At 45.2% G+C, this 18,986-nt stretch carries 22 protein-coding genes; 20 read left to right on the top strand and 2 right to left on the bottom strand.

Annotated elements, in window-relative coordinates; translation table 11 throughout:
- The coding region (locus F6K52_RS15495; protein WP_293079065.1) for a TIGR03936 family radical SAM-associated protein at positions 1-1,996 on the top strand (1,996 nt) is incomplete at its 5' end.
- A gap of 65 nt (positions 1,997-2,061) precedes the next feature.
- Here the strand turns inward: F6K52_RS15495 and F6K52_RS15490 are convergent.
- Positions 2,062-4,764 (bottom strand): NHLP bacteriocin export ABC transporter permease/ATPase subunit, encoded by a 2,703-nt coding sequence (locus F6K52_RS15490; protein ID WP_293079063.1) that lies wholly within the window; start codon positions 4,762-4,764, stop codon positions 2,062-2,064.
- 407 nt (positions 4,765-5,171) lie between these two features.
- On the opposite strand from F6K52_RS15490, the gene F6K52_RS15485 reads away from it, so the two are divergent.
- Positions 5,172-6,302 carry a TerB family tellurite resistance protein gene (locus tag F6K52_RS15485; protein WP_293079061.1) on the top strand — a complete coding sequence of 377 codons (1,131 nt, stop codon included), beginning with the start codon at positions 5,172-5,174 and terminating at the stop codon, positions 6,300-6,302.
- Between the two features lie 148 nt (positions 6,303-6,450).
- Here F6K52_RS15485 and F6K52_RS15480 read toward each other — a convergent pair whose 3' ends face one another.
- A complete protein-coding gene (locus F6K52_RS15480; protein WP_293079058.1) occupies positions 6,451-6,672 on the bottom strand; it encodes a hypothetical protein in 222 nt (73 codons plus the stop codon).
- A 196-nt stretch (positions 6,673-6,868) separates the two neighbouring features.
- On the opposite strand from F6K52_RS15480, the gene F6K52_RS15475 reads away from it, so the two are divergent.
- From F6K52_RS15475 to rpsE, 18 genes are all read left to right on the top strand, one after another.
- Entirely contained in the window at positions 6,869-9,082 is a 2,214-nt protein-coding gene (locus F6K52_RS15475) for a cation:proton antiporter (protein ID WP_293079056.1), read from the top strand.
- A 638-nt stretch (positions 9,083-9,720) separates the two neighbouring features.
- On the top strand, positions 9,721-10,356 hold the full coding sequence (gene rplC, locus F6K52_RS15470) for a 50S ribosomal protein L3 (protein WP_293079054.1): 636 nt from the start codon (positions 9,721-9,723) through the stop codon (positions 10,354-10,356).
- A gap of 146 nt (positions 10,357-10,502) precedes the next feature.
- The gene (rplD, locus tag F6K52_RS15465) at positions 10,503-11,141 is read left to right on the top strand and encodes a 50S ribosomal protein L4 (RefSeq protein WP_293079052.1); all 639 of its coding nucleotides are present in this window, start codon (positions 10,503-10,505) and stop codon (positions 11,139-11,141) included.
- Positions 11,128-11,430 carry a 50S ribosomal protein L23 gene (locus F6K52_RS15460; RefSeq protein ID WP_070390686.1) on the top strand — a complete coding sequence of 101 codons (303 nt, stop codon included), beginning with the start codon at positions 11,128-11,130 and terminating at the stop codon, positions 11,428-11,430. Before rplD ends, F6K52_RS15460 begins: the two co-directional genes overlap by 14 nt.
- A gap of 123 nt (positions 11,431-11,553) precedes the next feature.
- Positions 11,554-12,417, top strand: a complete 864-nt coding sequence (gene rplB, locus F6K52_RS15455) for a 50S ribosomal protein L2 (RefSeq protein ID WP_293079049.1) — start codon at positions 11,554-11,556, stop codon at positions 12,415-12,417.
- A gap of 112 nt (positions 12,418-12,529) precedes the next feature.
- Complete coding sequence (gene rpsS, locus F6K52_RS15450) at positions 12,530-12,805, top strand: 30S ribosomal protein S19 (protein WP_008191216.1); 276 nt, start codon at positions 12,530-12,532, stop codon at positions 12,803-12,805.
- Positions 12,806-12,855: 50 nt separating this feature from the next.
- On the top strand, positions 12,856-13,215 hold the full coding sequence (gene rplV, locus F6K52_RS15445) for a 50S ribosomal protein L22 (protein WP_293079047.1): 360 nt from the start codon (positions 12,856-12,858) through the stop codon (positions 13,213-13,215).
- A gap of 76 nt (positions 13,216-13,291) precedes the next feature.
- Entirely contained in the window at positions 13,292-14,017 is a 726-nt protein-coding gene (gene rpsC, locus F6K52_RS15440) for a 30S ribosomal protein S3 (protein WP_293079045.1), read from the top strand.
- 85 nt (positions 14,018-14,102) lie between these two features.
- Complete coding sequence (gene rplP, locus F6K52_RS15435) at positions 14,103-14,522, top strand: 50S ribosomal protein L16 (RefSeq protein WP_075895717.1); 420 nt, start codon at positions 14,103-14,105, stop codon at positions 14,520-14,522.
- 3 nt (positions 14,523-14,525) lie between these two features.
- Positions 14,526-14,810: a 50S ribosomal protein L29 gene (rpmC, locus tag F6K52_RS15430; protein ID WP_008191208.1), complete on the top strand. Its 285-nt coding sequence runs from the start codon at positions 14,526-14,528 to the stop codon at positions 14,808-14,810.
- Between the two features lie 8 nt (positions 14,811-14,818).
- A complete protein-coding gene (gene rpsQ, locus F6K52_RS15425; protein WP_071102179.1) occupies positions 14,819-15,067 on the top strand; it encodes a 30S ribosomal protein S17 in 249 nt (82 codons plus the stop codon).
- Positions 15,068-15,219: 152 nt separating this feature from the next.
- Positions 15,220-15,588: a 50S ribosomal protein L14 gene (gene rplN, locus F6K52_RS15420; RefSeq protein ID WP_008191203.1), complete on the top strand. Its 369-nt coding sequence runs from the start codon at positions 15,220-15,222 to the stop codon at positions 15,586-15,588.
- Entirely contained in the window at positions 15,588-15,950 is a 363-nt protein-coding gene (gene rplX, locus F6K52_RS15415) for a 50S ribosomal protein L24 (RefSeq protein WP_293079042.1), read from the top strand. Before rplN ends, rplX begins: the two co-directional genes overlap by 1 nt.
- 156 nt (positions 15,951-16,106) lie before the next feature.
- Positions 16,107-16,652 (top strand): 50S ribosomal protein L5, encoded by a 546-nt coding sequence (rplE, locus tag F6K52_RS15410; RefSeq protein ID WP_293079040.1) that lies wholly within the window; start codon positions 16,107-16,109, stop codon positions 16,650-16,652.
- A 23-nt stretch (positions 16,653-16,675) separates the two neighbouring features.
- Positions 16,676-17,077 (top strand): 30S ribosomal protein S8, encoded by a 402-nt coding sequence (gene rpsH, locus F6K52_RS15405; RefSeq protein ID WP_293079037.1) that lies wholly within the window; start codon positions 16,676-16,678, stop codon positions 17,075-17,077.
- 263 nt (positions 17,078-17,340) lie between these two features.
- Positions 17,341-17,880 (top strand): 50S ribosomal protein L6, encoded by a 540-nt coding sequence (rplF, locus tag F6K52_RS15400; protein WP_070390677.1) that lies wholly within the window; start codon positions 17,341-17,343, stop codon positions 17,878-17,880.
- Positions 17,881-17,883: 3 nt separating this feature from the next.
- Positions 17,884-18,246, top strand: a complete 363-nt coding sequence (gene rplR / locus F6K52_RS15395; RefSeq protein ID WP_008191189.1) for a 50S ribosomal protein L18 — start codon at positions 17,884-17,886, stop codon at positions 18,244-18,246.
- A gap of 114 nt (positions 18,247-18,360) precedes the next feature.
- Entirely contained in the window at positions 18,361-18,882 is a 522-nt protein-coding gene (gene rpsE / locus F6K52_RS15390) for a 30S ribosomal protein S5 (RefSeq protein ID WP_293079034.1), read from the top strand.
- Positions 18,883-18,986: the final 104 nt, after the last annotated feature.

Here is an 18,986-nt window from a genome sequence, read left to right as displayed (position 1 = left end):
TCAAACGGTTCATGACCGGCTCAAGATCGAAGTGCGACGGGGTTGTACTCGCGGTTGTCGCTTCTGCCAACCTGGGATGCTGACTCGACCAGCGCGGGATGTGGAACCGGAAAAAGTAGTGGAAGCTATTGAACAAGGGATGCTTGCTACAGGGTATAACGAGTTTTCCCTTTTATCCCTGAGTTGTTCGGATTACCTGGCTCTACCAGCGGTGGGGATGGAAATCAAAAATCGTCTTAAGGATCGCAATATTTCCTTGTCCCTACCGAGTCAGCGAGTAGACCGCTTTGATGAGAATATTGCCAATATCCTAGGGGGAAATCGCCAGAGTGGCTTGACCTTTGCCCCAGAAGCAGGAACTCAGCGGATGCGGGATATTGTTAATAAGGGACTGACTAATGAAGAATTGCTCAGGGGAGTAAAGACGGCATTTGAGCAAGGCTGGGAGAAAGTCAAGCTCTATTTTATGATTGGTTTGCCTGGTGAAACGGATGCGGATGTGTTGGGAATTGCGGAAACGGTGCGTTGGTTGCAGCAGGAGTGTCGTGCTAAAGGTAGAAAAACCTTAAAGTTTAACATAACTGTTTCTAATTTTACCCCAAAACCTCACACCCCATTCCAGTGGCATTCCGTATCCACTTCGGAGTTTAAACGCAAGCAGGAATTGCTCAAACAAGAATTTGGTCAGATCAGGGGGGTGAAGGTTAATTACACCGATGTTCGGATTTCCGCCATGGAAGATTTTGTCGGACGGGGTGACAGACGCTTAAGTGCGGTGGTGCGCCGTGCTTGGGAATTGGGGGCAGGGATGGATGCCTGGATGGAAAGCTTGGATCGGGCATTTGCTGCTTGGGAAAATGCGATCGCTTCATCAGGTCTGACCTGGAAATATCGCCAAGTAGAAAGTGGCGAATGGAATGTGATGGCGGGTCTAGAAGAGTTGCAAGTTGAAAGGTTAAAGGTTGAAAGTTCAGAACAACCAGATAACCAACAAGCAGCTAACCAACAACCAACTAACCAACAATCTTGGCCAAAAGGCCACGCTACGGGAACAACCCTTGATGCCCTTGATGCCCTTGATGCTCCCTTGCCTTGGGATCATATTGATACGGGAATTGATAAGAATTGGCTCAAGGAAGATTTACAACGGGCCTTAGATGCAGCAACAGTACCGGATTGTTCCTTTGATGGGTGTTCTCACTGTGGTGTATGTGGGATTGATTTTGGTCATAATGTGGTGATTGAACCGCCACAGATTCCGCAATTTGCTGGTCACTTTAAACCAAATACTAATAAGGATCAGCGGCTGCGGGTTTGGTTTGGTAAGTTGGGGGATATGACCTTGTTGGGTCATCTGGATTTGGCAAGTCTGTTTGAGAGAGCAGTAAGACGGGCTTCACTACCAATTCGCTATAGTGGGGGGTTTCGGGCTAATGCTCGGATTATGATTGCTAATGCATTGCCCTTGGGAGCGTCTAGTAGTGGAGAGATTGTGGAGTTTGAGTTAACTGAGAAAATGCCCGTTGAGGAGTTTAGGGAAAGGCTGGTGTCTGAGTTGCCTGAAGAAATTCCGGTGTATGGGGTTGAAGCAGTGGATTTGAAAGAACCTGCTGGAACTCAGCTGTTGGAGAGGGCTGAGTATTTGATTCGAGTTGAGGTAATGGCGGAGGCGTCTTGGGAAGACTGGCAGGGTTGGATTGAAGCGATTAAGGGTAGTAAGGAAATTTGGTGGGAACGGTTTACGAAGTCGGGTAAGAAACAGTGGGTGAATTTATGCGATCGCTTATTTGACTTCGAGGTTATGGAACCCCAAAAACCCAAAGATACTGAAGAGGAGGTTGCAGAGTCTGGGGTGGTTTTGCGGTATATCGGGAGTTGTTTGAATGATGGCACCATGTTGCGACCAGAGCATATTATTTATATGTTGGAGCAGTTGGCGCAGCAGGAGTTTCGTTTGTTGCATGTTCATCGGCAACGGTTGATTCTGCGCAATTGAGAAATTTGGCGTTGCTGAATTAGGGTATGATTTGCTCCAAAAGCGATAGTTCATCCTTCATACTTCTAAGCCATTTGTCTAGCCATCAAATTCGCAAATAACCCTTCCTGATTAAGCAGTTCCTGAAAGGTTCCCTGCTGTACCACTCTCCCAGCCTCCAGCACATAAATACGGTCTGCTTTGCGGATAGTGCTGAGGCGGTGGGCAATTACGATCCGAGTCACTTGCAATTCGTCAATACTTTGACTAACAATGCTTTGGGTGCGGTTATCTAAAGCACTGGTGGCTTCATCGAATATCAATAGTCTTGGTTTTAAGACTAAGGCACGGGCAATTAATAGCCGTTGTCTCTGTCCACCAGAAAGATTGGTACCGCCTTCAGAAATAACGGTGTGCATCCCCATGGGCATGGCTTCAATATCATCAGCAAACCCTGCCATTTTTGCAGCTTCCCAGGCTTCATCCATGGTAACTAAAGCACCACTGGCAATGTTATCGAAGATAGAAGCACTATTAATTCTACCGTTTTGTAGGACTACTCCTAGTTGCCGACGCACAGCTGAGATATCTAGTCCAGATAAGTCTTGACCATCGTAGTAAATGGTGCCATTTTCAGAGGTTTCAAACCCCAACAGTAATCGGATAATCGTGGATTTACCACTACCAGATGGACCGACTAAAGCAATAAATTCTCCAGGGTTTGCCTGAATAGTAATATTCTCTAAAATCAAAGGACTATCTTTTCGGTAGCGGAAGCTGACATGATCTAATTTAAGTTGTCCCGAAAGCCGTCCTGGATCCGCTTTGCTTAAGTCTAGTTCCGGTGTAGCTTCTAAAATCGGTTGAGTTCGTTCCCATAAAATACCTATTTCTAAGATATTAATTAGGGTATTGCTTAAATCAGTTGCGCCAGTGATAAAGGTTCCAAAAGCAGTATTGAAGGCTAGGAATGTACCAGTAGATAAACCTTGCCCAGATTGGGATTTGGTAATGGATTGAACAGCCACGGCGAAGATAATCATTTGGCTGAGGGTAGGGAGTATGGTATTAAATACCTTCAGTAAGTCTTCAATTAACTGGGTACTCAGCACCAGCTTAATTTGCTGAGTATAGTATTTAGCCCAGTAGGCAAATGCCCGATTTTCTGCCCCTGCTACCCGGAGTTTAGAAACACCACCAATTAGCTGCACCGTCAGTCCAAAGATGTCTCCTGCTAGCTGTTGCAAGGGTCTTAGCTTGCGCCGGGTTAAAATACCAGAGGTAGTGGTCACAATCATCGCAGTTAATGCCACTCCCAACGGGACTAAGGCTAATTGGGCATCGTAGATGAACAGCAAACCCAAATTTAAGAGAGAGAAAAAACTGGTGAATAGGGTTTGCATTACTGTGCCACTCAGTCGGTTACGGATTTCAGAAATTGCTGAAACCCGGGATATTAGGTCTCCGGTGGAATATTGCTGAAAAAAAGAAATTCTTAGGTTTAATAATCGGTCCCAAACAGCGCCTTGGCTGGTAGCTTCGCTAATCGTTTGTAATCTCAAGGTGACAAGCCCTTGAGCCACTTGAAAGATGGCACTGCCAAAGCTAGCTGCTAACAGTCCTAACCCTACCTGTCCTAATAATCCCCGGTCAGCATCGGGAATAGCATTGTCAATGAGAATGGCAGTGGCTTGGGGAGTGACCATTCCCAACACAGCAGCGGCGACTCCTGTCAACATCAGGGTGATTAACTCTTTGCTACGACCTCTAAGGGTAAACTGGAGTAAGTCTAGGGCTTTAATTGCTTGATCGGGGAATGACCGATAAAACATATAAGCCATAGGAGCCAGGAAACTAGCATTATTGGCATTGACTGGGACACGCTTTCCCGATTCTGGGTCTAGTACCTCATACTGACCCACCCCCATTGCTAGCAGTGCCACAGGTCGATTATCCTCTCGGGTGTAGCCTAATAGAGGCCCATTGTCCTTTTTCCACCAGTAGTCACGCAGAATCACTCGCCGGATCCGAATGCGGGAAGCACGGGCGATCGCTTCTATGGGTTCTCGGACTCGATTGAGGTCTTCTGACTGGGCTGGGGGGTTAATTTGAATCCCCATCGCCCGTCCTACAGCACCAGCGGCAATTAACAGGGGGGTTCCCTGTTGAAAACTCTCTTTTAACTGGGGCTTGATCACAGATGCTAGTTCTGCAATCGCTTCCGTAGTAACTTGGTGATTGAGGCGTTCCCGTTCTTGGAACTGAGTCAGTTTTTGAGCTGATTCTGTCTGTTCGAGTTTAGCGAGGTAGTGGTAGAGGTTACTGTATAGCTGATCCAGATTGGACTGTAGGGACTCCCAACTGTAAACTGCTGAGGTATCCAATACCGTAGACGGAGTAACTACACCAGGGAAGATGGAAAATCTCTCAATCCATTTCTCGGTCAACGTAATGATGTCTTGGGAAATCAGCGTGGCTGCTTTACCATTACTATTCCCTTCTAGTTCTATTTGGCTAGTGCTTAACTGACAAACTGTTGCTTCTTCAATTGCCACAGCTAGCATGGTGTAAGGCTTGTCTTGGGCATTCGCCCCCATCCCAAACAAAGCCTCACCCACTCCCAGGCTGAATAGATAACGGCGTCGCCCCTCTAGAACACCATCGTTACGGTCAACAGCAAATATAGCAATAGAACCAGACTTAATCAGCCAAAGCTTCTGTAGATGATCCAACAGTAGGGGACGATTGCCTTTCACTACCAATTGAGGATTACCGGTTACAGAATCCACGAATCTCTCTTCTATTTATGGGATCCCATGACCAAGGGTTAAATCTAAGCCAAAGGATGCGATCGCACTAGTCAAAGGATGCGATCCCACTCACCGAGTCTAACACTATTAGCCTAAGACCTAACACCCAAAACCTAACACTTATCAAGGGTGATATCTAATTGCCAAAAGCGAAAATAAAAATACGATAGAGATAAACAGGAGTAGTGGGATGGAGCTAGGTAAAAAAGCACAACTAAAAGCCAAAGGTTGGAAAGTTCGCACAGTAATCTAATTTTTATAATTAACCCCAGAATAAGCGACATTAATAGAAATACAATTAGCCCTTGAGATGTGATACCACTCAGTGATACCTAAAATATAAAACCTAAAACCTAATACCTAAAACCTAATACCTAACTAAAAAAATGACTATTGAACTTTTGTCCCACCTAACCGGACGAAACCTCACTCAAGACGATATAACACCGCCTGTGAGGTTTTTAGCTGCCCTAGTAACCCTTGGGATGGGAGTCATGTATGCTGATGGTATTGTACAAGACGAAGAGAAGCAGCTACTAGAGAAAACCATTGAGCGATTAGTACCCCCCCAGAGGGATGTCCGTCAATTGGTGCAGCGTTTGCTTTCTGGACTAGAGAAGAATCCGGTTTATCAAAATCCTCAGCAGTGGTTGAAGCTAACTACTTCCCTGTCTGAGTCAGAGCGAATTTTGCTCCTTAACTTTTGCTATGCTATGTCAGCGGTGGATGGGACAATTGACCCCAATGAAAGCCAGTATTTACAGCTAGCCTCAAATTCCCTAGGCATTGACTCCCGCTACCCAGTGGTGATGGAAGCTTGGTTCAAGGGTGAGGAGTTTCGAGATCAGTCCGTTTGGGAAGAGTTGCAATCAAAGCTGCAACCAGAAAAGTTTGAGGCTTTAGGTATTCGACTGGTAAATCAGCAAGTTGTTGAATACTTGTCTCGTCTGGTGGGAAGGCAACTCAGTGTGCTAGATATTACACCAACCATGATTTTTGTGGTAGCCTTAGTCACTATTTCTTTGGAAGTAATGTTGGCAGATGGTCAAGTGGTAGAAGAAGAAACACAGCTACTGGCAAAAACCATTGACCGCTTAACGCCTCCCGAGGAGGATGATTTGCGTCAATTGGGACCGTTCTTAATCGGACTTCTGCTTCGGGAAGTTAAGCAGAAACCTACTGCCTCTAATTCCCCCGAATGGTTAACTTTGACTAAGCCTCTAAGCGATGCTGAGAAGCTACTCCTGTTGTGCTTTGCTTATGATATGTCAGCGGCGGATGGGGAAATTGACCCTACTGAGCAGGACTATTTACACATAGTGGCTAAGCATCTGGGGATTGATGTTAGGTATACAGCAGTCCTGGAGGCAGGATTTAGGGATGAAGATATTGAGGATGAACAGGCTTGGGATGAGTTGCGCTCCCAGCTGCATCCGGATCAGTTTCAGTATCTGGATATGGTATTTGTAGATGCGGCTAGATATATACTCGATTGCCTGGAAGTATGTAGCTTTTGATGGAAAACTCCTGATGGTTGAAGGCTTGTGAGAGATTACTTCAATCCCTTCTGGTGCAATAACTGATCAGCCGAAACGGCATCTGTGTCTGCTGCGCGCTGGCACCGCGAAAGCTTATACACAGATACACCGATAACCCAACCCTATCTTACCGGTCTATTGGTGTCGAAGGTTGAGAGTTGAGGTGTTGCTCGACTCTGTTAATGACCCCTAGTAGGAGAAATAAACCAAATACTACAGCAACACCGATAGCAGTCCACTTGAAAAAAACTAACTTTGGCCGACCTTTAGCTGGATAACCACAACTGAGGCAAATTTCATCGTTGGTGCTGGTTAAAGACCCACAAACGTTACACTGTTCTAAAGCCATAGTTCTTGGAAATCTCTACCGTCATAAGATAACTGAAAAAATTATCAGGTGGGTAGAGTACTTTGAGCCTTCCTTACCAACTCCTTGATGCTCAAGTTGCTTAGTTCAAGTGGGTAGGTTACAAAAAAATCAGGGCACAAGGGAAAACCTCCAGGTATGAAGCCTGTGACTAATAACCGATTACCCATTCCTAATCATGGCCTCAGGACACAATTTAATTCTGGATCTAACCACAGTTCTAGGGGCTTCTGCTTTGGGAGGCTACCTTGCCAATCGGCTACGTCAACCTGTACTTTTAGGCTATTTAGCCAGTGGTTTATTAGTTGGTCCGTTTGGTCTTAAACTCGTAGGCGAATTAGAACAAGTCAAATCCCTAGCTGAAATTGGGATTGTTTTTTTGTTATTCACCTATGGGGTAGAATTTTCTCTATCCCAGCTTAAACGATTTAAAGATATTGTCCTGAAAGGTAGTTTACTGCAAATTAGTCTCACTATTACCCTAGTTGCAGTTTTAGCCAATGGACTTGGTTGGGTTGATGGATTTACTCCGGGAATAATGCTCGGATTCATCATATCCCTCTCCTCCACCTCAGTAGTTCTTAAAACCCTGATGGAGAGAGGAGAAACCAATACCCTTCATGGTCAAGTGATGCTGGCCATTTTGATTGCCCAAGACCTTAGTTTAGGTCTGATGTTAGCTGTCATACCCGCCCTTCAGCAGCCCTCAGATATTGGCTCAGCTTTAGTTGTTGCTTTACTCAAAGCGTTGGTGTTTCTAGCTGCTGCTCTAGCCGCCGGTCGCTGGATAGTTCCCCATCTCATTAAATATATTGCCCGCACTGAAAACAGTGAGCTATTTCTGATCACAGTAATTGCCCTGTGTTTAGGGATTGCTTTGATTACTGCTGGACTTGGTCTATCCGTTGAAATGGGAGCATTTGTGGCAGGATTAATGATGGCTGAAATTGATTATGCTGACCAAGCAGTTGCCAAAATAATCCCCCTTAAAGACACCTTTGTCTGTCTATTTTTTGCATCCATAGGAATGCTCATTGAGCCGGAAGTGCTGCTCGAAAATTTCGGCATAATTATCGGTTTAGTGATGTTAGTCATGGGGGGCAAAGCAGCCATTATTCTACCGATTGTGCTGAAATTTGGCTATTCCTTTAAAACTGCTTTTATTGCTAGTTTTGGTCTCAATCAAATTGGAGAATTTTCCTTTGTCTTAGCAGTGGTTGGCTTTGAGTTAGGATTTATCACTAGGGATCAGTATCTACTCCTGGTGGGAACCACAGCCATTACCCTAGTCCTGACACCCATGTGGCTGAGATGGTCTCCCCGAATAGCAGAACACCTGGTAAATCTGCCGTTTCTGAAAAACTACCTGCGTCAGTTTCGGGGCACTAAAGCTTTGTCAATTCCAGAAACGATTTGTAATCATGTGGTAGTGGCTGGCTATGGACGAGTGGGGCGAGTACTGGTCAACATCCTGCGCAATCAAGGGCATGAGGTACTAGTGATTGAAAATAGCGAAGCTGCTATTCAACGATTAAGACATGAGAAAATACCCTATATGTTTGGGGATGCTCACTCGGAACTGGTCTTAGAAAAAGCCCATCTAGAAAAAGCTAAAGCCCTAGCTATTGCCCTACCCGATCCTGGCAGTACCCGCTTGTTGCTCAAACGTGCCCTCAAGTTTGCCCCAGGACTAGATATTGTGGCTCGTTCTCACAAAAATAGCGAAATTGACCTACTCACCCAGTTAGGGGCGCGGGAAGTAGTGCAACCGGAATTTGAGGCAGCATTGGAAATGGGAGCCCATGTGCTAGTAGCACTGGGAGAAACCCAAGGTATGATTCAGTCGGTGATCAATCGGATTCACCAAGACCGCTATTTGAGTGTACGACCTGAACAAGCTACCTATTCAAAACAGCAAGACATCACTGATGTTGCTGAAGAACTCCACAGTGAGTGGGTGACCTTGAGTCAAACTTCCCGTCTAGATTGGGTAACTCTGGCAGCAGCAGATATCCGTAACGTGACTGGGGTAACAGTTTTGACAATTCAACAAGGTAATGATATTGTCCACTACCCACAAGGTAAGATGACGTTGCGTTCAGGGGATCGATTGCTAGTTGTTGGGGAACCGGAAGAATTAGCAGTGTTTCGAGACTGGATCGAAAGTCGCAGTTTCCTTAGTGAGGGATCTAAGCATTGGGTAACTTTGGTAGAGAATTCAAGTTTGGTCGGTATGAAGCCAATTGATCTCCAGCATCAATACAATGTCATGGTTCAGGCGTTGCGTAGACAAGGGAAACTATATAATCCGGTGGATGAAGCTGGAGTATTGCAGGTGGGGGATTGTGTGTTGTTGTCTGGGGAATGGGATGGGGAATGGGATGAGGAGTGAATGATCTGGTGCGCGAACGCATACGCGCGAGAATCCCATCCTTCGAGCTCCGAATCCCCAGATTTCACATAAATCCATATAGCAAGCAAATGTTTGTCAAACTAATTCTTAAACTAACTAGACACTCTTCGCAAAATACTATATACTATATAATAGTGGCATTATGACAGTTGCTTCATCAGCAACTTAATAGCTGCGTGTGCTGTGGGCTGAGAAGTAGGTTCGAGGCAAGACAATATACACAGCATACCAGGTGTTTTTTTTGGCATCAGGGCTAAAGTAGGTCAAAGACAGTTAGGTTTAAACAACTCCAATCAGTTCTTGGGTCTGCTTTAGGTCAATCAGTGCTTACACTTTCGTGGATCAAGGGATACTGAGTGATTAACAACTTAAGTCCCAGCGAAGTCAGGCGAGTTTAATAGCCTTTTCTGACCAGTAAACGCAATTGAACGAGAATCTAGCTCGACCCTCATGCCGAGCTAGATAAAGGTGGGCTCTCTGCTTATTTTTTGAGGAGAGGTTTATCCACTATAAATAGTGACCAGGTTTATAATGACCAGGTTTGTGGCACAAAGGGAATTCAGGTTCTTGAATATCCCTGCTGCCAGACTGCTGCAATGTCTACAAAGGAGAAACCAGTGTCTGTCGGTATCCTCGGTACCAAACTCGGTATGACCCAAGTGTTCGATGATGAAGGAAGAGCGATTCCTGTAACCGTCGTAAAAGCTGGGCCATGCACTGTGACCCAAATAAAAACCAACCAGACAGATGGCTACAATGCCATTCAAATTGGTTATGACCAAGTTAAGCCTAAAGCAATTAATAAGCCTGAAATAGGACACTTGGCTAAATCTAGCGCCCCACCCTTACGCCACCTACGTGAGTACCGCGTGGATGATACCAGTAATTTTGAACTGGGTCAGCCAGTCAATACCGATATGTTCAGTATTGGTCAAATTGTCGATGTCAGCGGTAAAAGCATTGGTCGCGGGTTTGCGGGTTATCAGAAACGTCACAACTTCAGGCGAGGACCGATGGCTCATGGTTCCAAAAACCACCGCCTCCCAGGTTCCACTGGAGCAGGGACAACCCCTGGTCGTACCTATCCAGGTAAGAAAATGGCTGGTCGTTACGGCGGTACCAAGGTGACAATTCGCAAACTTGAAGTAGTCAAGATAGATGCAGAGCGCAATTTGCTAGTGATTAAAGGTGCAGTTCCTGGTAAACCAGGGACACTCTTGAGCATTGCACCCACTAATAAAGTCGGACGTTAGTCACAAGGAAAAAGCAATTAGCTCCCTCATCATTAGGTGTAAGCCTGATGTATATGTAACTGTTTATTTTAAAACTAGCACCCCCTGAGTGCTTAAAAGCTAAAAGCTAATTGCTAAATGCTTGGTCCCTAAGAAGGAGAGAACAAATGGTAGATTGTTCAGTGCGAAACTGGCAAGGGGAAGAAGTAGGGCAGGCAACACTCCAGATGCGAGTTGCCAAAGAAGAAAACGCTGCCCACATTGTTCACCGGTCACTGGTTAGACAAATGGCCAATGCTCGTCAAGGCAATGCTTGTACAAAAACTCGTTCCGAAGTTAGAGGTGGAGGACGCAAACCTTGGCGACAAAAGGGAACCGGTCGTGCTCGTGCTGGTTCTAATCGTTCACCCCTATGGCGTGGTGGTGGTGTGATCTTTGGTCCGAAACCCAGAGACTATAGCCAGAAAATGAACCGCAAAGAGCGTCGCTTGGCTCTAAGAACAGCGTTTATGAGTCGAGCAGAGGATTTGATTGTGGTAGAGGAATTTGTTGAACAACTACCACGACCCAAGACCAAGGATGTGGTGGCAGCAATTGATCGGTGGGGAATTAAGCCTGAGTCAAAAGTTCTCCTAATCCTAGCTCAGCCAGAAGAAAAGGTTTATTTGTCAGTCCGTAACCTAGCAACTGTCAAGTTGATTTATGCCACCAACTTGAATATCTATGATATCCTTGACGCTGATAAAATCGTGACCACTAACACAGCTCTTGCCAAAATTCAGGAGGTTTACAATGACGGAGTATAACCCCCGTGACCTTGCTGATTTGGTGATTCGCCCAATTGTGACTGAAAAGGCGACCCTACTGATGGAGCAAAACAAGTATGTCTTTGATGTGATTATCAAAGCGACAAAGCCACAAATTAGAGCCGCGATTGAAAGTCTTTTTGAAGTGAAAGTGGTGGCAGTAAATACCCTACGTCCGCCACGTAAAAAGCGTCGAGTGGGAAAATTTGTAGGTTACAAAACCCAGTACAAACGGGCGATTGTTACCCTAGCTCCAGGAGATTCGATTACTCTATTCCCAGACGTATAAAACTGGCTAATTGCTAATTACTAATTCTTAATTTGGTTAATTGCCAATTGGTAGATTGTCAATTGTCAAGACAAACTAGTCAAGACAAACTAGTCAAGACAAAATAAGTAAAAAATACTTGTTATGGGCATCCGTAGCTATAGACCATACACCCCAGGCACTCGTCAGGGTACTGTCTCAGACTTCGCTGAGATTACTCGGACTGAGCCAGAAAAATCCCTAACCAAGTCTAAGCATCGTAAAAAAGGTCGCAATAATCGCGGTATCATTACCTGTCGCCATCGCGGTGGCGGACATAAGCGTCTATACAGGGTAATTGACTTCCGCCGGGATAAGCACAATATTCCCGCAAAAGTGGCAGCAATTGAGTATGACCCCAATCGGAATGCTAGGATTGCGCTGCTCTACTATCAAGATGGTGAAAAGCGATATATCCTGCATCCTGTGGGTTTGGAAGTGGGGTCTTCCATTATATCTGGGCCTGACTCTCCCATCGAAATAGGCAATGCCTTGCCCCTAAAGGATATTCCCTTAGGCACCAACGTGCATAACGTTGAACTGATCCCAGGCCGAGGAGCACAGATTGTTCGTGCTGCCGGGGCAACTGCTCAAGTGCAAGCTAAAGAAGGTGACTATGTCACCCTAAAGCTGCCCTCTAGTGAAGTCAGGATGTTGCGTAAAGAATGCTATGCAACTATTGGACAGGTCGGTAATGTTGAAGCCAGAAACTTGAGTTTAGGTAAAGCTGGTCGCAATCGACATAGAGGCCGTCGTCCCCAAGTACGGGGAAGTGTAATGAACCCGGTAGATCACCCCCATGGTGGTGGTGAGGGTAGAGCTCCTATTGGTAGAAGTGGTCCAGTGACCCCCTGGGGTAAACCAGCCTTGGGAGCCAAAACTCGTAAGGTCAAAAAGCAAAGTAGTTCTTTAATTGTCCGGCGTAGGCGGAAATCCTCTAAGCGAGGGCGCGGTGGTCGCGATTCTTAAGGAGTTGAACGTTAAAGTTAGCAGGTTAAACGTTGTAACTAGCAACTACTAACTACCAAGAACGCAACTATTAACTACCAACTAATAACTAAAAACTAACGAGCGTTGAATTATGGGTCGTTCATTAAAAAAAGGTCCTTTTATAGCCGATAGTCTTCTGACTAAGATTGAAACTTTGAATGCTAAAGGCGAAAAACAGGTGATTAAAACCTGGTCAAGAGCCTCGACCATTGTGCCCCAGATGGTTGGTCACACCATTGCCGTTCATAACGGGCGGACACATGTACCAGTTTTTATCAATGAGCAGATGGTAGGTCATAAGCTGGGCGAATTTGCCCCGACTCGAACATTTCGGGGACATGTTAAGGATGGTAAGGCCCGTCGTTAAAGTGATTAGTTCAGTAGTTAGTAGCTATAAAGAAAGCAAATGATGGAACGATGGCGATAGACACTACAGCAGAAACTAAAGCGATCGCACGCTACATTCGGATGTCTCCAAGTAAAGTGAGGCGAGTACTTGACCAAATTCGGGGGCGTTCCTATCGGGAAGCTCTGATCATTCTGGAATTCATGCCCTACCGGGCTTGTCAACCAGTCTTGAAAGTACTACGCTCCGCTGTTGCCAATGCTGAACACAATGCAGGGATTGACCCAGCTAGCTTATACATCACTAAAGCTTTTGCGGATATGGGACCAAGCTTGAAGCGGTATCGACCAAGAGCTCAAGGTCGTGCTTATCAGATTCGCAAGCCAACCTGTCATATCACGGTGGCTGTTTCTCCAGAAGTAGATGAATAGTTAGTGAGTTGATTGAGCATTACCAAGGGTGAACACCAATAGCGCTATGGCTCGATAATAGGGAAAGAAAAGAACAGTGGGACAGAAAATACATCCAATTGGTTTTAGGCTAGGTATCACGCAAGAGCATCGCTCTCGCTGGTTTGCCGACTCAAAGCGTTATCCGCTTCTGTTGCAGGAAGATTACCAAATCCGACAATATGTTGACAAAAACCTCAATAATGCTGGAATTTCCGACATCCGGATTGAGCGCAAAGCTGACCAGATTGATTTAGAAATTCATACAGCTCGACCTGGGGTAGTTGTTGGTCGTGGTGGAAGTGGTATTGAGTCTTTGCGTGTCGGTCTGCAAAAAGCCCTGGGCAACAATCGTCAGATTCGCATCAATGTCGTGGAAGTATCACGGGTGGATGCAGATGCTACCCTAATTGCCGAGTACATTGCCCAACAGCTAGAGCGCAGAGTTTCCTTCAGACGAGTGGTTCGTCAAGCAATTCAGCGGGCTCAGCGGGCTGATGTCCAAGGCATTAAAGTTCAGGTAGGTGGTCGGTTAAATGGAGCTGAAATTGCTCGAACCGAGTGGACTCGTGAAGGACGAGTGCCCCTCCATACCCTCCGGGCAAATATTGACTATTCCTACAAAACAGCCCAAACCATTTATGGAATTTTGGGCATTAAAGTTTGGGTGTTCAAAGGTGAAGTGATTCCTGGTCAAGAAGAAAAGCCTACCCCTAACACAGCTCAACCTCGTCGCCGTCAGCCAAAACGCCGCCAGCAGTTTGAAGACCGCTCAAATGACTAGTCATGACTCACTAGTATTTTGAAAATTGCTTGCTTGTTAATTGTCAGTTTTCAATTTTCGATTTTCAATTAACAAAGAACAAATTATGTTAAGTCCAAAAAGAACAAAATATCGCAAACAGCACCGGGGACGAATGAAGGGTATGGCCACTCGTGGCAGTACCATTAACTTTGGTGATTATGCCCTACAAGCCACAGAACCAGCTTGGATTACCTCCCGCCAAATCGAAGCTGGTCGTCGGGCTATGACCCGCTACGTTCGTCGTGGTGGAAAAATCTGGATTCGAATTTTCCCAGATAAACCAGTCACCATGCGTCCCGCAGAAACTCGTATGGGTTCTGGAAAAGGTTCCCCAGAGTTTTGGGTAGCAGTAGTTAAACCAGGTCGGATTATCTATGAAATCGCTGGGGTAAGCGAAGAGGTTGCTCGGGAAGCCATGCGTCTGGCTGCTAACAAATTTCCCATTAAATTGAAGTTCATTTCTCGTGAAGGGGAAAAGGTATAAGCTATGGCTCTGCCCAAGATAGAAGATGCTAGAAGTCTGAGCGATGCCGAACTAGAACAGGAAATCTTAGCAGCTAAGCGTCAGTTGTTTGACTTGCGTCTGCAAAAGGCAACCAAACGCTTAGAAAAACCTCACCAGTTTAAGCATCTTAAGCACCGAATCGCTCAGCTAATGACAGTAGAACGAGAACGCCAACTCGCTAAACAGAAAGAATCAACAGATACCTCACAAAGTGATACCCCACAATCAGAACAAAGTGATACTCCACAATCAGAATCAGAAGCATAAGGAATAGTATGGCAGCAAAAGAGAGAGTTGGCCTAGTGGTCAGCGACAAAATGGACAAAACTGTGGTGGTGGCTATTGAAAATAGGTCTCCCCACCCAAAGTACGGCAAAATTGTTGTGCGTACCAAGCGATACAAAGCTCATGATGAGGAAAATAAATGTAAAGAAGGCGATCGCGTTCGGATTAGAGAAACACGACCACTGAGTCGTACCAAACGCTGGATGGTTGCTGAAATCGTCAGTAGTTCCTCAAAATAGCGAGTTAACCCTAGTCGATATGGGTTATCCACGACCTACAAATGTGCGTGAGATCTCGGAATAAAATCCTTTCGGAATTGGAAACAAACCCAAGGTTTAACTCATAACTCGTTTAACTCATAACTGATTACTCTATTAGAGGAGGAACACTGATGATTCAACAAGAGAGCTACCTAAACGTTGCTGACAACAGTGGAGCCAGAAAAATAATGTGCATCCGCGTTATTGGTGCAGGAAATCGGCGCTACGGTGGTGTGGGTGATGTAATTATTGGTGTGGTCAAGGATGCCATTCCAAATATGGGGGTCAAAAAGTCAGATGTAGTTAGGGCTGTGATTGTACGCACCCGCAAGGGGCTACGTCGGGAAAGCGGTATGAGTATTCGCTTTGATGACAACGCAGCAGTAATCATAAACCCAGATGGCAATCCCAGAGGTACCCGCGTTTTTGGCCCTGTAGCCCGGGAACTGCGAGAGAAAAACTTCACAAAAATTATATCCCTTGCTCCGGAGGTACTCTGATGGTAGGTACAAGCAAGAAGGCACAAAATGATACCCCATTACGCTACAAAATGCACGTTAAAAAGGGCGACACGGTACAAGTGATTGCCGGTCGAGATAAAGGCAAAATTGGAGAAATTTTGCGTACGCTACCCAAAATTAGCAAGGTAGTAGTCAAAGGAGTTAACGTCAAAACTAAGCATGTCAAGCCTCAACAGGAAGGTGAAAAAGGTCAAATTGCTACGTTTGAATCTCCAATCCATAGCTCCAACGTTATGCTTTACTCGAATAAAGAAAAAATTGCTAGCCGCATCTGCTATACCTTTACCGACGATGGTCGTAAGGTACGGATGCTCAAAAAAACTGGTGAGATTATTGACTAATTAGTCCCTAGTGCTTAATCCTTAGTCCTCAGTAATCAAAAAAGTAACAAAAAAATTACTCTTGGCAGTTACTAATGGCTAATGGTCAATGACCAATGACTAATAACTAATGACAATTGCCCTGACCAAGCCCAGGGAAATCAAAGGAAAAAAACTATGACAAAAGGGTTAAAAATCCTATACCAGGAGACAATAGTCCCCAAATTAAAAGAACAATTCGGTTACAAAAACATTCATCAAGTACCGAAATTAGTCAAAGTTAGTCTTAACCGAGGATTAGGAGAGGCATCTCAAAATGCCAAGGCTCTGGAATCGTCGGTAAGCGAAATTGCCATCATCACCGGTCAAAAACCGGTGGTCACACGAGCAAAACAAGCGATCGCGGGTTTTAAAATCCGTGCCGGGATGCCTGTTGGTGTCACGGTTACCCTCCGTTCAGAGCGTATGTACTCCTTTCTAGAGCGGCTAATTAACTTAGCCCTACCAAGAATTCGGGACTTTCGGGGTCTTAGCCCTAGAAGCTTTGACGGTCGTGGTAACTACACTCTTGGGGTGCGAGAGCAACTCATTTTTCCAGAAGTAGACTACGACAGTATCGATCAGATTCGTGGTATGGATATTACCATAGTCACCACTGCCAAAACTGACGAAGAAGGTCGCGCCTTACTCAAAGAGATGGGAATGCCTTTCCGGGATAAATAAGCCTGTAATCATAGGAAGGAACAATGCCGGCAAACGACACAATTGCAGATATGCTGACCCGCATTAGAAATGCCTGCTTGGTTCGGCATCAAACAACAAATATACAATCAACTAAAATGACCCGGGCGATTGCCCAAGTACTCAAAGAAGAAGGCTTTATTACTGATTTTGAGGAAGCAGGCGAAGGGGTCAAAAGATACTTAGTTGTTTCCCTAAAATACAAGGGCAACAATCGCAAACCAATTATCAGAGCCCTGAAGCGGGTGAGTAAACCTGGATTGCGAGTTTACTCCAACCGTAAAGAACTGCCAAGAGTCTTGGGAGGCATTGGGATTGCTATTATCTCTACTTCTAATGGCATCATGACCGACAGGGAAGCAAGGCGTCGGGGAATTGGTGGTGAAGTTCTGTGTTACGTATGGTAAAGGATGAAGCATGAAGGATGAAGGGTCTACTAAGAGCCGTCAGCTGACTCGCTAATTAAAAATCTAGGCTTGCCAGCTATCAGCTGAAAGCCCCTGTAGATTAGAGCATCAGTTCGAACAATAATCAGCTCAGTATATGCATGCACGATCCGATAACAACCTAGGATTGATCGGATTAGCTGATTAACCAATTCATGACTACCGTTCATACTTCATACTTCATACTTTATATTTCATACTTCTTTAGTTAGGAGGATAATTTTATGTCACGTATTGGCAAGCGCCCTATACCAATTCCCAGTAAAGTTACTGTAACAATAGACGGTCAACAGGTGAAGGTCAAAGGTTCCAAAGGTGAACTGGATTGGGTTTTGCCAGATACAATTAAAGCTGAGCAAGTTGGTGAAACTGTAGAGGTTTCCCGGCGCGAAGAAACCCGAACCGCCCGTGAAAGTCATGGTTTGTCTCGCACTCTGGTGGCCAACATGATTGAGGGAGTCTCCAAAGGGTTTGAAAAACGTTTGGACATTCAGGGAGTCGGTTATCGAGCTCAAGTTAAAGGTCGAAATCTAATTTTAAACGTTGGTTACAGCCAGCCAGTGGAGATCGTTCCTCCTGAGGGGATTGAAGTCAAAGTTGAAAACAACACCAACGTCATTGTTAGTGGCATCAACAAAGAAGTTGTAGGCAACACAGCTGCAAAAATTCGTGCAGTTCGACCCCCAGAAGTCTATAAAGGTAAAGGCATTCGATATGCCGGTGAAATAGTCAGACGTAAAGCTGGTAAAGCAGGTAAGAAGTAAACTATGAAACTTACTCGAAAAGAATCTATACGACACAGACATAGGCGGGTACGCCGGAAAGTCAGTGGTACTGCTGAACGCCCAAGATTAGCTGTATTTCGCTCTAATGAGCACATTTATGTGCAAGTTATCGATGACAATCAGCAACATACCATAGTGGCAGCTTCAACGTTAGAACCAGCTCTAAGATCTGAACTCAAATCTGGAGCCACCTGTGAAGCATCAGCTAAAGTGGGTCAGTTGGTTGCCCAACGAGCACTAGAAAAAGGTCTCAAGAAAGTGGTCTTTGACCGTGGGGGCTACCTATATCATGGTCGTGTCAAAGCTTTAGCAGAAGCTGCTCGTGAAGCAGGACTAGATTTTTAGTAAATACTGGTTGAAAATTGAAAACTTAAAATTTCAATCAACAGTTAAAAATTAGCAACAATAAATTAGCTAATCTTTGAGTAATTACTATCATGATTTAATCTATAGCGAACTATGGCAAATCGTAGAAAAAGCAACCGCTCTAAAGAAAAAGACAGTAATTGGCAAGAGCGGGTTATCCAAATCCGCCGCGTTAGTAAGGTGGTCAAAGGGGGCAAAAAATTGAGCTTCCGCGCCATCGTAGTTGTAGGTAATGAAAAAGGTCAGGTGGGGGTTGGTGTAGGCAAAGCCAGTGATGTAATTGGTGCTGTCCGTAAAGGAGTTGCTGATGCCAAAAAGCAACTCATTGATGTACCCTTAACCAAAACTAGTTCTATTCCTCACCCATCTAGAGGTAGGGCTGTGGGAGCCAAAGTGATCATGCGACCTGCTGCTCCCGGAACTGGTGTGATTGCTGGTGGTGCTGTGCGCACAGTACTTGAGTTAGCTGGAGTGAAAAATGTCTTAGCTAAACAGCTTGGTTCCAATAACCCCCTCAATAATGCTAGAGCAGCAATCAACTCTCTTGATTCCCTGCGCACATTTTCAGAGGTGGCTCAAGAACGAGACATTCCCCTTGAACAAATCTATGCATAGATTAAAAACCAGCTAGGTAGAAATAAGAGTAATATGCTCAAGGTTGACGGTTTAGCGTCAGCCGTCAATCTTCAAAAAAAAATTTTTATCCTTAACAAAAAACA

Source organism: Moorena sp. SIO3H5, from assembly GCF_010692395.1.
GTDB lineage: Bacteria > Cyanobacteriota > Cyanobacteriia > Cyanobacteriales > Coleofasciculaceae > Moorena.
Note: the sequence above shows the minus strand (reverse complement) of the source record. Positions and strands in the feature narration are given on the sequence as shown.